Origin of the sequence: Microvirga massiliensis, assembly GCF_001006805.1 — a bacterium.
Taxonomy (GTDB): Bacteria; Pseudomonadota; Alphaproteobacteria; order Rhizobiales; family Beijerinckiaceae; genus Microvirga; species Microvirga massiliensis.
The window spans coordinates 12,373-24,801 of the sequence record NZ_LN811350.1 but is presented as its reverse complement, the minus strand read 5'-3'; the positions used below and the strand labels follow the sequence as shown (position 1 = coordinate 24,801).

10 protein-coding genes and 1 pseudogene are annotated in these 12,429 nt (G+C 64.9%); 8 read left to right on the top strand and 3 right to left on the bottom strand.

Going from position 1 to position 12,429, the window contains the following annotated elements:
- Positions 1–149: 149 nt before the first annotated feature.
- A complete protein-coding gene (locus BN1233_RS00100) occupies positions 150–695 on the top strand; it encodes a TRAP transporter small permease (RefSeq protein ID WP_046862284.1) in 546 nt (181 codons plus the stop codon).
- Between the two features lie 4 nt (positions 696–699).
- The gene (locus BN1233_RS00095; protein WP_046861516.1) at positions 700–2,013 is read left to right on the top strand and encodes a TRAP transporter large permease; all 1,314 of its coding nucleotides are present in this window, start codon (positions 700–702) and stop codon (positions 2,011–2,013) included.
- A gap of 323 nt (positions 2,014–2,336) precedes the next feature.
- On the opposite strand, the gene BN1233_RS00090 is transcribed toward BN1233_RS00095, so the two are convergent.
- Positions 2,337–4,622 carry a TRAP transporter permease gene (locus tag BN1233_RS00090; RefSeq protein ID WP_147706964.1) on the bottom strand — a complete coding sequence of 762 codons (2,286 nt, stop codon included), beginning with the start codon at positions 4,620–4,622 and terminating at the stop codon, positions 2,337–2,339.
- Between the two features lie 390 nt (positions 4,623–5,012).
- Positions 5,013–5,294, bottom strand: a pseudogene (locus tag BN1233_RS00085) (MFS transporter); the annotation flags it as partial.
- Positions 5,295–5,753: 459 nt separating this feature from the next.
- Here BN1233_RS00085 and BN1233_RS00080 point away from each other — a divergent pair.
- The 6 genes from BN1233_RS00080 (at position 5,754) to BN1233_RS00055 (ending at position 11,787) form a co-directional block, all read left to right on the top strand.
- Entirely contained in the window at positions 5,754–7,583 is a 1,830-nt protein-coding gene (locus BN1233_RS00080) for an adenylate/guanylate cyclase domain-containing protein (RefSeq protein ID WP_063776695.1), read from the top strand.
- 36 nt (positions 7,584–7,619) lie between these two features.
- Complete coding sequence (locus tag BN1233_RS00075; RefSeq protein WP_046861514.1) at positions 7,620–8,585, top strand: metallophosphoesterase family protein; 966 nt, start codon at positions 7,620–7,622, stop codon at positions 8,583–8,585.
- A gap of 73 nt (positions 8,586–8,658) precedes the next feature.
- Positions 8,659–9,048, top strand: a complete 390-nt coding sequence (locus BN1233_RS00070; RefSeq protein WP_082145075.1) for a cupredoxin domain-containing protein — start codon at positions 8,659–8,661, stop codon at positions 9,046–9,048.
- 104 nt (positions 9,049–9,152) lie between these two features.
- Positions 9,153–9,914: a sigma-70 family RNA polymerase sigma factor gene (locus tag BN1233_RS00065; RefSeq protein ID WP_244470881.1), complete on the top strand. Its 762-nt coding sequence runs from the start codon at positions 9,153–9,155 to the stop codon at positions 9,912–9,914.
- A complete protein-coding gene (locus BN1233_RS00060; RefSeq protein WP_046861513.1) occupies positions 9,911–10,702 on the top strand; it encodes an anti-sigma factor family protein in 792 nt (263 codons plus the stop codon). Before BN1233_RS00065 ends, BN1233_RS00060 begins: the two co-directional genes overlap by 4 nt.
- A 101-nt stretch (positions 10,703–10,803) precedes the next feature.
- The gene (locus tag BN1233_RS00055) at positions 10,804–11,787 is read left to right on the top strand and encodes a TRAP transporter substrate-binding protein (RefSeq protein ID WP_147706905.1); all 984 of its coding nucleotides are present in this window, start codon (positions 10,804–10,806) and stop codon (positions 11,785–11,787) included.
- Between the two features lie 4 nt (positions 11,788–11,791).
- Here the strand turns inward: BN1233_RS00055 and BN1233_RS00050 are convergent, their stop codons facing one another.
- On the bottom strand, positions 11,792–12,325 hold the full coding sequence (locus tag BN1233_RS00050; protein WP_046861512.1) for a regulatory protein RecX: 534 nt from the start codon (positions 12,323–12,325) through the stop codon (positions 11,792–11,794).
- Between the last annotated feature and the right edge of the window lie 104 nt (positions 12,326–12,429).

Genomic DNA, 12,429 nt, shown 5'->3' with positions numbered 1-12,429 from the left:
GGCGTGCATGGCCGGGCTCTTGCCTCCATGAACCGGCCGCCGCGAATGGTCCCGATGCCTCAAACCTCGCCGCATATCTCGCATCTCCCGGACGCGCGCCCGGTCACCCTTCCTCCGTGCGCTTCGACCCGTGGCGCAAGGTCTTCTCGATGATCCGAACCTGCCTCGACGCGCTCTACCGTTTCTCGGGATATCTCGCGGCCTTCTTTCTGTTCGCGATCTTCCTGCTCATGCTGGGCCTGTCCCTCGGTCGCGAGGTCAATCTCAACATTCCCGCAGGAGACGATTTCGCAGCCTGGTGCATGGCGGCGCTCGCCTTCCTGAGCCTCGCCTACACATTCCGGTCCGGAGAGATCATCCGCGTCGGCCTCATCATCGACCGGCTCCCGGCGGGCGCGCGGCGCATCGTGGAGCGGGTCTGCCTCGCTGCGGGTTCGGCGCTGACCGGCTTCTTCGCCTGGTACGCGGTGATGATGACCTATGACAGCTACCGCTTTAACGACATGTCGCAGGGCGTGATCGCGGTCCCTCTGTGGATCCCGCAACTCGGCTACTCGGTCGGGCTCGTGATCCTGACGATCGCCTTCGCCGACGAGCTCGTGCACGTGCTGCGCGGCAACGCTCCTCGCTACGAGAAGCCGGCGCCCACGACCCCCGAAGAGGTCGTCGCGCGCGTCGCCGAAGGGGGAGTCTGAGGCCATGCAGGACGTCGGTCTCGTCAATACGGCCCTTGTGCTCCTCGGCCTCCTGTTCGCGTTTCTCGCGGGCGGGTTCTGGATCGGGCTCTCGCTCGTCGCTGTCGGATTCGGGGCGATGCTGATCGCGACCGACGTGCCGATCGGCCCCGTGCTCGCGACGAGCGTCTGGGCGAGCTCCGCATCCTGGACGCTGACGGCGTTGCCGCTCTTCATCTGGATGGGCGAAATCCTCTTCCGGTCGCGCCTCTCGGAGCAGATGTTCCAGGGCCTCTCGCCCTGGCTCAACCGGCTTCCCGGGCGGCTCGTGCACGTGAACGTCGTCGGCTGCGGAATCTTTGCAGCGGTGTCGGGATCGTCTGCCGCGACCTGCGCGACGATCGGCAAGATTGCGTTGCCCGAGCTGAAGAAGCGCGGCTACGACGACAATCTGAGCCTCGGCTCGCTCGCGGGCTCCGGTACGCTCGGTCTGCTGATTCCGCCATCGATCCCGATGGTAGTCTATGCGGTTGCGGCGAATGTCTCGATCCTGCAGGTTTTCCTGGCCGGCTTCCTGCCCGGTCTCATGGTGATGCTGCTCTATTCCGGCTACATCGCGGGCTGGTCTCTCCTGAATCCGGGCAAGACGCCTCCGGCCGATCCGCCGACCAGCTTCTCGGAAAGGATCCGCGCGTCGGCGCAGATCCTGCCCTGCATCCTGCTGATCCTCGCGATCTTCGCGGCGCTGATGTTCGGCTTGGCGACCGCGACGGAATGCGCCGCCTACGGCGTCGCGGGAGCCCTCCTACTCGCGGCCTGGTCGGGCACGCTCACCTGGACGACCTTCAAGGAGAGCCTGCTCGCCGCGACACGGCTGACCGGGATGATCATGCTCATCCTTGCAGGCGCTTCCTTCACGACGGCGGCGATGGCCTATACGGGAATCCCCGCGGCTCTCGCGGAGTGGGTCGAGGCACGGCATCTCTCGCCCTATACGCTGATCGCGGCGCTTACCGTGATGTACATCATCCTCGGATGCCTCATCGACGGCATCTCGATGATCGTGCTCACGACCGTGATCGTGCTGCCGATGATCAAGCAGGCAGGCTTCGACCTGATCTGGTTCGGCGTCTACCTCATCATCCTCGTCGAGATGGCGCAGATCACGCCGCCGGTCGGATTCAATCTCTTCGTGCTGCAGAACATGTCGGGCCGCGACAGCTTCGTGATCGCGCGGGCTGCCCTCCCGTTCTTCCTGCTCCTCGTCGCGGCCGTCGCAATCATCACGGCATTTCCGCAGATCGCCCTGTTCCTGCCCCGTCTGGCCTTTGCGGAGTGATGGCATACTTTTCCGTCATTGCGAGTGCAGCGGAGCAATCCAGCGACACATTGGTCGACGGGTAGATTGCTTCGCCTGCGGCTCGCAATGACGAAGAGGCAGCGGAAAGGGTGGTGCATCGTGCCTTCGGCTCGCAATGACGGTAGAGGATCTGGCGCCTCTTACCGTTTCCGGCAGTGCTCTTCCCGCTCTCACGCCCTCATCGTCATTGCGAACGCAGTGACGCAATCTACCCGTCTCAGGATGGATCGCCTCGCCCGCGGCTTGCAATGACGGGGTGTGTCGTAGTGGGTTGTGTGTACGACCTGCAATGACGATACAGACTACCCGCTCACCGCGACATCGGCGCGCGTGTTGGTGCGCCACAGGTGAATCCCGATCAGGAACGCGGCCAGCACGAAGCCGATCTCATCGGTGATCGGGAGCGCGGCGACCAGGAAGGCGGCTGCGATCGCGGCGAGGATTCGCTCCCACCAGTAGAGGGATGCGCGTCCATACCCGACGGCAGCGACGCCCCACAGCCCGAGCGCCAGAACCGTCTTGAAGCTGATGTAGGCGACGGACAGCCAGTAGCTCACGCCATCCAGACCGGGCACGGGCTGCAGCATCAGGGCCGGATCGTAAACCGCCATATAGGGCACGATGAATCCCGGCAGCGCGATCTTCACGGCCTGGAAGCCGATCTTGAGTCCTGATTCCTTCGCCATGGGCGCGGCCGCAAAGGCCGCGAGCGCGACGGGCGGCGTGAGATCCGCCATGATCCCGAAATAGAAGACGAACATGTGCGAGACGATCAGCGGCACGTCGAGCTGTAGGAGGATCGGCGCGGCGAGCGACGACGTGATGATGTAGTTCGGGATCGTCGGAATGCCCATGCCGAGGATGAGGCTGAACACCATCGTCAGAATGAGCGCGAGGAGCAGGTTGTCCTTGCCGATCGAGATCATCCAGTTGCCGACGATCGTGCCGAGCCCGGTCAACGTCATCGTGCCGATGACGATGCCCACGACCGCACAGGCGAGGCCGACCGGGAGCGCCTGCCGCGCGCCGTCTGCGAGCGCCTCGACGCAGGCTGTGAGAGTCAGCCTGCCGCGTCCCGAGAACGCGTTCCACACCGCCAGGACTGCGACGACCGCCAGCACGAGGACCACGCTAGTGCCGAGCGAGGCTGCCGAGACGAGCGCCAGCCCGATCCAGAACGCCACACGGAGTGCCGGCACTGCGAGGCCGGCGACAATGGCGATGCCGAGGATCAGCGCGACCGTGAGCGACAAACCGACTGCGCCTGCGAAGAGCGGCGTATAGCCCGCGAAGAGGAGATAGACGAGAACACCGAGCGGTGTGACCAGGAACCACTTCTTACGCAGTTCTTCGCGGGCACTCGGAAGCTCGTCCTTCGATAATCCGTGCAGAGCGCGCTTGCCGGCTTCGAGATGGACTGCGAGATAGCAGGCCAGGAAGTACAGGATTGCCGGAATGATCGCGGCCTGGACGATATCGGCATAGGGCACGTCGATCGTCTCGGCCATGATGAAGGCCACGGCCCCCATGACGGGCGGCATGATCTGTCCGCCCATCGAGGATGTCGCCTCGACGCCGCCCGCGAAAGCCGCCGGAAAGCCGAAGCGCTTCATCAGCGGGATCGTGAACTGGCCGGACGCGACGACGTTGGCGACGCCGGAGCCCGACACCGTGCCCATCAGCGCCGAAGACGCTACGCAGACCTTGCCGGGCCCGCCACGCTTGTCGCCGAAGACGGCCATCGAGATGTCGTTGAAGAAGTCGATGACCCCAGCCTTCTCCATGAAGGCGCCGAACAGGATGAAGAGGAAGATGTAGGTCGCCGAGACGAGGGTCGGGACGCCGTAGATGCCCTCCGTCCCGAAGGACATGTGCTCGATGACCTGATCAAGCGCGTAGCCGCGATGGTCATAGGGCGCCGGCAGCAGGTGCCCGAAGAGGCAATAGGCCAGAAAGGTGCCGGCGACGATCGGCAGGGCCGGGCCCATGACCCGCCAGACGAGATAGAAGAGAACCGCAAGAGCCGCAATCCCGGTCGCCATGTCGAGCCGCGTGAGATCGCCGGTCCGGTTCACGAGATCGTAATATTGCGCCCAGTGGTAGAGCCCGACGGCGAAGCCCACGAGACCGACGAGCCAGAGGATGACCCGCATGGCCGTTGTTCCGGCGCGATGGTTGGCGAGCATCGCCGCGGCCACGAGGCACAGGAATCCGACGTGGATCGTGCGGACCACCTGGCTCGGCAGGCTGCCGCTAAATTTCTCGACGATGCCGAATGCGAGCGCAACGGCCGCAAGGGCGAGAACGCCGTCGAGAACGGGCAGGCCACGGATCCGCTGCCAGACGAGATAGCCAGCCCAGACGACGAGCGCGGCCGTGGTCACCCAGATCAGCGTCAGCCCGCCGACGAGCGGGCGGTCCAGGGGAACGCCGAAGGAGGTGACGATCTGGAAGATTGAGAAGGAGACGGCAATCCAGAACAGGATCCGGCCCCGCCATCCCTCGCCGAAGCTCTCGGGCAGGCCATGTTCGGGATTCTGCAGTCCCGCCTGATCGCTCGGATCGGTCGGTGCAGGCTCGTCGAGCATGGCCTTGGGAGTTGATGACACGGAGCACTCCATAGCTTGAATTCGGAACCGCTTTCGGCTGTGCCGAGAGTCCCGTCATCGCCGTCTTGCATTGGTCGGAGGTCCAGAATGCGACCGGTCTCTTCCGGTTCCCGAGGCCCCCTGCCGGGACGGTGGTTATGCCGATGATGCTCCTCGCGCAATCCTCCCCGTCATTCCGGGCCGGTGCGGCGCTCCCCCATTCTCGTACCCTCACCGTCATTGCGAACGAAGTGAAGCAATCCAGCGGCACATCCGTCGTCGGGTAGATTGCTTCGCCTTCGTCTCGCAATGACGGAGGTGCGGTGTGGCGGGAGGGGCTGTGCATCACGCCTCCGGCTCACAACGACGGATGGATACGAATCCGCCTCGTCAGTCCTGCCGGTTGCCCTCGAAGGCGAAGATGTCCCGGTTCTTCGTCTCGGGCATGAAGATCGGGCCGATTACGCAAGTCGCGAGCGCGATCACGATCGGGTACCACAGGCCGAAGAGGATGTCCCCTGTTGCGGCCACCATCGCGAAGGCGGCCGGTGGAAGGAGGTCGCCGAACCAGCCATTGGCGATGTGATAGGGCAGCGACATCGCCGTATAGTGGATCCGCGTCGGAAAGGACTCGACGAGGGCCGCCGCGATCGGGCCATAGACCATCGTGACGGTACCGAGCGATGAGGCGAGGATGACCTTCTTCCTCGCGCGTCATCGGCCGCGCCTGCGCCTCCGCGAGAGGCGTCGCGACTGTAGAAACCATGGTCGTTCCCTTGGCCATTCACGCAGGACGGCGGAGCCTCCGGGTCGGTCTCGCCCTCACCATGCGAGGGGGCAGATGCACTCCTGAACGACACGAAGCCTATCGCTCGAATGCTCCCGTGCAATTGACCCTTCGTCGAAACGACTTTGGTCTAAGACCCCGAACGACGGTCCGGGTGCGAGACACGGCCAGATTCGAAATGGCCTCGTCATCTCCGGGACCAGGCGGCCGGACCGTACGGGAATAAATCGCGTCCCGCGCCGGTCTTGGCGGACGGGCCCGAAATCCACCGACCGCTCGGGACGGAACGCAGCGTGATGCATTCGCCCAGTGCAATCCTGCCTGATGCATGGTGACGCTCACCGATGCTGACCCTCGTCAACGGCGCAGAAACCCGTGCCGGAGCTGCCGGCCCGCCCGCTGGCATGGCTCGCAAGGCGCGTGTGTCCGCGACGGATGCAGGCACCGGAGCCGCGGAAGCACCGGGCCCGATCCGGATCGTGCTGCTGCGGCTATGCATTCCTCAGGCTTGGCGATCGACATCCGGCCTCGTCCTGTTCGCCTTCGTGCTCACGCACTTTCTGAACCACGCGCTCGGGCATGTCTCGCTCGAGGCGATGCAGCAAGCGCAGATGGTGCGCCGGGCGATTTGGGAATCATGGCCGGGAACGCTTCTCCTCTATGGAGCCGTTGCCGTGCATATCGGCCTGGCGCTCTGGAAGCTCGCCAACCGCCGCACGTGGCGAATGCCGCTCTGGGAGGCCGCTCAGATCGCATTGGGGTTGTCGATTCCCTTTCTCGCGGCGGGTCACGTGATGAGCACGCGCGGGCTCAGCGCTCTGTACGGCGTGGAGCCCACCTATGTGACGCAACTGCGCCTGTTGTGGCCCGCCAAGGCGCTGTCGCAATCGCTTCTCCTCGTCATCGTTTGGCTCCACGCGATGATCGGCTTGCACCATTGGGTGCGACTCAAGAATTGGTATCGGGCCTGGAGCCCGCTCCTGCTCGCCTTCGCGGTCCTGGTTCCCGTGCTGGCGCTGACCGGCTGGATCGAGGGCGCGCGGCGTCTTGCCCTGACGCACGTCGAGGCGCCGCCGCTCTCCGGACTTTTGCTCGACGCGAGAGCACGCCTGATCGATCGGACAGAGGCCGTGATCTGGGGCGTGGCCCTCATCGTCTCGGCCATGATCGTGACGACGCGTCTCGCCGGCCGACTCGGGAGCGGACCGGCCATCGTCTATTCCGGCGGCCGCCAGGTGAAGGGCAAAGCGGGCGCCACGCTCCTCGAGATCAGCCGGGCTGCCGGTATCCCGCATGCGTCGGTTTGCGGTGGCCGCGGACGATGCACGACCTGCCGGGTGCTCGTCCTTGAAGGCAGTGAACGCCTGCCTCCTCCCGATGTGACGGAGGCCTCCGCGCTGCTTCGGATCAAGGCACCGCCGGGCGTTCGATTGGCTTGCCAGATCCGACCGTCCCATCCCTTGACGGTCCGTCCGCTGATCCCGCTTCGTGCGTCTACGCCAAGAGTTGTCCAGGACGATGATCGCTGGGGCGTCGAGCGGCGCGTCACGATTCTGTTCGCTGATTTGCGTGGCTTCACGCAGCTCGCCGAGAGCCTTTATCCGTACGATACCGTGTTTCTCCTGAACCGGTATTTCGAAGCCATGGAGCAGGAGATCCGTCGTCATGGCGGCAGGGTCGACAAGTTCCTCGGCGACGGCATCATGGCGGTGTTCGACGAAACGTCAGAGCGACGTTCGGGAAGCCGCGAGGCGCTCGAGGCCGCGCAGGCGATGCTGACGGCGCTCGACGAGCTGAATGTGGAATTCCGCTCCACCCTGCCGCAACCGCTTCGAATCGGAATCGGGATTCACACCGGCCCGGTCGTCCTCGGACGGATCGGCGCAGGACAGGAGCGAGGCGTGACGGCGCTCGGCGACAGCGTCAATGTCGCGAGCCGATTGGAAGCGCTCAACAAGGAATTCGGCTCGGTTCTGATTGCATCCGATGCCACCGTTCGATCTTCGGGTCTCGACATTCCGGGAGCCGAGCTGCGTGAGATCGCTGTTCGGGGACGTGTGCAGCCGCTCCGGATTCACGTTCTGAAATCTCTTCGGCCATCGCGCACGACATCGGAACTATCTTCGGCATTGTGCGCATGTGCCGGGAATAATCCGGGAGTTCGACGGGTCTAGGGAGCGGGGGGCGAACTCTCGTCAGGAGAACTCCCGATGAAAGACCCGACCGACCAGAACTCACCCAGCGACGAAGACGACGGCATCGACCGTCGTGGTTTTCTCGAATGCATGACATGGGCCGGAACCGGCGTGATCTGGATGCTGAGCGCCGGCGTGCCGCGTTCGTTCGGCCTCTCCAGCGCCGAAGCGGCAAGCGCGCTTGCGGCGAACGATCTGACCTTCCTGCAGATCAGCGACAGCCATGTCGGCTTTGACAAGCCCGCGAATCCGGACGCGCTCTCGACCCTGAGGGAAGCCATTGCGACGATCAAGGCAATGCCTGCGAAGCCCTCCTTCCTGATCCACACCGGCGACATCAGTCACCTCTCGAAGGAGAGAGAGTTCGACGATGCCGACCAGATCATCAGGGAAGTCGGGATTCCGGTGTTCTATGTGCCCGGCGAGCACGATCTGATCGACGAGGATAACGGGAAGGCCTATCTCGCGCGCTACGGCGCGGGGACGCGCGGTGCCGGCTATTACAGCTTCGATCGCGGCGGCGTTCATTTCATCGGCCTCGTCAATGTCGTCGACTTGAAGGCCGGCGGGCTCGGGAATCTCGGCGAAGAGCAGCTCGAATGGCTCGAGGATGATGTGAAAGGGCTTTCCGCGAGCACGCCCATCGTGGTCTTCGCCCATATCCCGCTCTGGAGTGTTTATCCGGAATGGGGATGGGGCACGGAGGACGGTGCCCGCGCGCTCTCGTATCTGCAGCGCTTCGGCTCGGTGACCGTGCTCAACGGCCACATCCATCAGATCATGCAGAAGGTCGAGGGCAATGTCGCGTTCCACACGGCGCGCTCCACCGCCTTTCCGCAGCCCGCACCGGGAACGGCCGCCTCACCGGGGCCGCTGAAGGTTCCGGCCGGCGAACTGCGCAAGCTCCTCGGCGTGACGACGGTCAACTTCGTCCAGGGCCGCAAGCCCCTCGCCATCATCGATACGCCCCTGGTCACCTGAGACGGTGCGACCGGGGCGATCAGCCCCGGTCGCTTCCAGGCCTGGAATTCGAAACTCCATAGGACATCGTGTCATGTCGAATGGCTTCACGCTTATCCGCGCTTTTGCTGCGCTCCTGACGTTCGCTTTCGGAGGCCTGGCGTTCGCAACCGGACTGCAGGCACAGTCGTTGCAAGCCACGGCTCCAGCGACGAGGGCAGCACAAGTAAGCGTCGACAACTTCACCTTCTCGCCGCCGACATTGACCGTGACGGCCGGTACGACGGTGACGTGGACCAATGCGGACGACATTCCGCACACCATCGTCGCGCAGGATCACTCCTTCCGGTCGAAGGCCCTCGACACCGATGGGAGCTTCTCGTTCACCTTCACGGCCGCGGGCGAATACGATTACTTCTGCTCCCTTCATCCGCACATGGTCGGGAAGATTATCGTGAAGGCAAGCGGAGCCTCACCATCGTGAGTCTTCGCGGCTGGTCTTTGGGCGGCCGGAAGATGCAGTCGGCTGGGAATAATTCCTCGCCTCGCCGCGTCACGACGGGGTCCGATGCTGGCCAGGTGCAGAGCATGTCCGGAGCCATATTCCCGACCAGAGCGCAGGATATGCGTTGGGGCGCCGATGGAGCGGTCGAGGTCACTCCCCGTTCGGGGAAGCGAGCCCGGCCGCGAGGCGAGGACGCGGCGCTCGCCAGACCAGGACAGGCTCTTCCGATGGCCGTGCACGGCCAAGCCGATTCTTCGGTACCTGACGGCAGCGGCGCAGCGAGCACCGAAGCCCGGACAGGCTTTCGCGATCTCATGCTGCCCCATCTCGATGCAGCCTACAATCTTGCGCGCTACCTCGCGCGGGACGAGGACCTCGCCCAGGATGTCGTGCAGGAGGCTTTCGTGCGTGCCCTGCGCGCCTTCGGGACCTACCGTGGAGAGAACGCCAAGGCCTGGCTGCTCGCGATCGTGCGCAACGTCTTCCTCACAGAGGCAAGGGCCCGTGGCTCCGGCCGGACCGTCTCCCTGGAAGCCTATCTGGGCGGTGATCGCGAACCGGATGAGCCCGGGCGAGAGATCTGGGATCCGGATCAGGAGACCCCCGAGACGGCGCTCCTCCGAAGCGACGAGAGCCGATGCATGCGGGATCTCATCGAGGCCCTCCCGGTGCCGTTTCGAGAGACGCTGGTTCTCCGGGAGCTGGAAGAGCTCTCGTACCAACAGATCGCAACTGCAACCGGCGCGCCGATCGGGACCGTCATGTCGCGGCTCGCCCGCGCGCGCGAGATGCTGGAACGGATGTGGAGAGGCCGCCACGATTCCAACCGGGAGCAAAGGGCATGACGAGCTGCGCTGACATGAAGCTGCTCATGCACGGATTGCTCGACGGCGAGCTCGACGCCGCGAATGCGCTGAAATGCGACGAGCACCTGGCCACCTGCACGAATTGCGCTGCGGAGTATGAGACATACCGCTCGCTCCGGCAGGCGATCCGGACCCATGATGTTTCTCGGCGCGCTCCCGATGCGCTCCGGTCCCGCGTTCTCGCCGCGCTCGATGCGGCAGAGGAAGCCCCGACCGGACAGGCGGAGAGCCGTCGTGCTGTACCGCGCCGGCCGGATTCCTGGCGCCGGTGGACCATCGGCGCCTCGGGGCTGGCGCTCGCCGCGAGCCTCGCGCTCTTTATCGCAACTCCCTTCCGAGGGCCCGATCCGGTGAACGAGCTCGTCGCCGGGCACGTCCGATCGCTCCAGGTCGATCACCTGACCGATGTCCAGACCTCGGATCAGCATACGGTGAAGCCTTGGTTTGCCGGCAAGCTGGATTTCTCGCCGCCGGTCGTCGATCTGACGAGCGCGGGCTTTCCCCTCGTCGGCGGGCGGCTCGATTACGTATCCGGGCGCGCCGTCGCCGCGCTCGTCTTCCGGCGCCGGGAGCATGTCATCAACGTGTTCATCTGGCCCGGCTCCGAGGGCGCGCAGCCGGCATCCTCGCCCGACCACCTGTCCCGCGAGGGCTACAACGTCCTGCATTGGACCGAGAACGGAATGACCCTCTGGGCGGTCTCCGATCTGAACGCATCCGAGCTCCGGGAATTCGGGGAGGCATTCCGCGCTCAAACGCGGTCATGATGCGCCGGGGAGCAGGACCCGCATTCACTCTCGCGTGAAGAGCATATTTGCGTGCGCAGTCTCACCGGCTACGATCGGGGTCCCAAGGAGAGAACAAAACCATGAAACTGATCCCACGTCTGATGCTCGGGCTCGCGGGGGCCGTGGCGCTCGCAATGCCGGCAACCGCGCAGACCAAATGGAACCTGCCGGCCGCCTATCCGTCCGACAACTTCCACACCGAGAACCTGGTGCAGTTCGCGAAGGACGTCGCCGATGCGACGGGCGGCAAGCTGCAGATCACGGTTCACGCCAATGCTTCGCTCTTCAAGGCGCCCGAGATCAAGCGCGCCGTGCAGACCGGGCAGGCGCAGATCGGCGAAGTCCTGATGTCGCTGCACGAGAACGAGGATCCGCTCTACGGCGTCGACGTGGTGCCGTTCCTCGCGACCTCCTTCGACCAAGCGCGCAAGCTTTGGGCTGCGCAGAAGCCGGTGCTCGAGAAGAAGCTCGCCAGCCAGGGCCTGATGCTGCTCTTCGCCGTCGCGTGGCCGCCGCAGGGCATCTATGCGAACAAGGAAATCAACAGCATCGCGGACATGAAAGGTCTGAAGTGGCGGGCCTACAACGTCGGCACGGCGCGGATCGCGGAGCTCGTCGGCGCTCAGCCGGTCACGATCCAGGCGGCGGAGCTCCCGCAGGCTCTGGCGACCGGCGTCGTGAACTCGTTCATGTCCTCGGGATCGACGGGTTACGATGCGAAAGTCTGGGAATCGCTCTCGCATTTCTACGACACCCAGGCCTGGCTCCCGAAGAACATGATCTTCGTCAACAAGGCGGCCTTCGATCGACTCGACAAGGCCAGCCAGGAGGCCGTTCTGAAGGCCTCCCAGGTTGCCGAGGATCGCGGCTGGAAGCTCGCTCAGGAAAAGACGAAGTGGTACACCGATCAGCTCGCCGCCAAGGGCATGAAGGTGCTGCCGCCGAGCCCCGAGCTGAAGAGCGGCTTCGAGAAGATCGGCGAGCAGCTCACGCAGGATTGGCTCAAGAAGGCCGGCCCCGACGGGCAGGCGGTCGTCGACGCCTATCGCAAGGCTGCGATGTAGCGGTTCACTCGTCCTGCGGCTCGGAATCGATCACGCGCCGCGCGACATCATAGGAAAATCCCGCGCGGGCGAGGGATGCGAGATCCTTCGCCCGCGCTGCTTTTCGATCTCCCCGGTTGTAGGGGCCGAGCCGGCGGCGCCGCGCGAAGGCGTGCGCTGCGCGTTCCTCGTCCTCGGGCTCGCCCTCGAGCGCCTGTGCGATCGTCTCGCGATCGATTCCCTTCGCGGCGAGTTTCGCGCCGATCGCGCGCGCCGAGCCTCCGCGCCGGCGGAGCGTCGCGGCCCGGTTCTCGGCATATTGCCGGTCGTTCACGAGCCCGGATCTCCGGCTCTTCTCGACGATGGCCTCGATCATCGGTGCGAACGGCGCCGGGTCTTCGTCACGCAGCCGGCAACGTCGCGCGACCCGGCGCTGCAGAATGCGTTTCAGATTCTCGGAGGATGACGCGAAGCGCTCGAGATAGGCGAGCGCGACGCGCTGGAGATAGGCTTCCGTGACGGGCTTCGGCACTCGTCGCGGCGGGACGTCGTCGGTCATTCGCGTTCGTTCTGCGATGTCGCGCGCAGTGCAGCGCTGTGCCTGTTACGTTGGCGCTGCCACCCTCACCCGCCGCCCTTCGGGCGTCGACCTCTCCCGTCAAG

Excerpts from the sequence above, each read along its gene's own strand:
- BN1233_RS00100 (WP_046862284.1), top strand. The coding sequence starts at position 150 with ATGATCCGAACCTGCCTCGACGCGCTCTACCGTTTCTCGGGATATCTC.
- BN1233_RS00095 (WP_046861516.1), top strand. The coding sequence starts at position 700 with ATGCAGGACGTCGGTCTCGTCAATACGGCCCTTGTGCTCCTCGGCCTC.
- BN1233_RS00090 (WP_147706964.1), bottom strand. The coding sequence starts at position 4,622 with ATGCTCGACGAGCCTGCACCGACCGATCCGAGCGATCAGGCGGGACTG.
- BN1233_RS00080 (WP_063776695.1), top strand. The coding sequence starts at position 5,754 with ATGCTGACCCTCGTCAACGGCGCAGAAACCCGTGCCGGAGCTGCCGGC.
- BN1233_RS00075 (WP_046861514.1), top strand. The coding sequence starts at position 7,620 with ATGAAAGACCCGACCGACCAGAACTCACCCAGCGACGAAGACGACGGC.
- BN1233_RS00070 (WP_082145075.1), top strand. The coding sequence starts at position 8,659 with ATGTCGAATGGCTTCACGCTTATCCGCGCTTTTGCTGCGCTCCTGACG.
- BN1233_RS00065 (WP_244470881.1), top strand. The coding sequence starts at position 9,153 with ATGTCCGGAGCCATATTCCCGACCAGAGCGCAGGATATGCGTTGGGGC.
- BN1233_RS00060 (WP_046861513.1), top strand. The coding sequence starts at position 9,911 with ATGACGAGCTGCGCTGACATGAAGCTGCTCATGCACGGATTGCTCGAC.
- BN1233_RS00055 (WP_147706905.1), top strand. The coding sequence starts at position 10,804 with ATGAAACTGATCCCACGTCTGATGCTCGGGCTCGCGGGGGCCGTGGCG.
- BN1233_RS00050 (WP_046861512.1), bottom strand. The coding sequence starts at position 12,325 with ATGACCGACGACGTCCCGCCGCGACGAGTGCCGAAGCCCGTCACGGAA.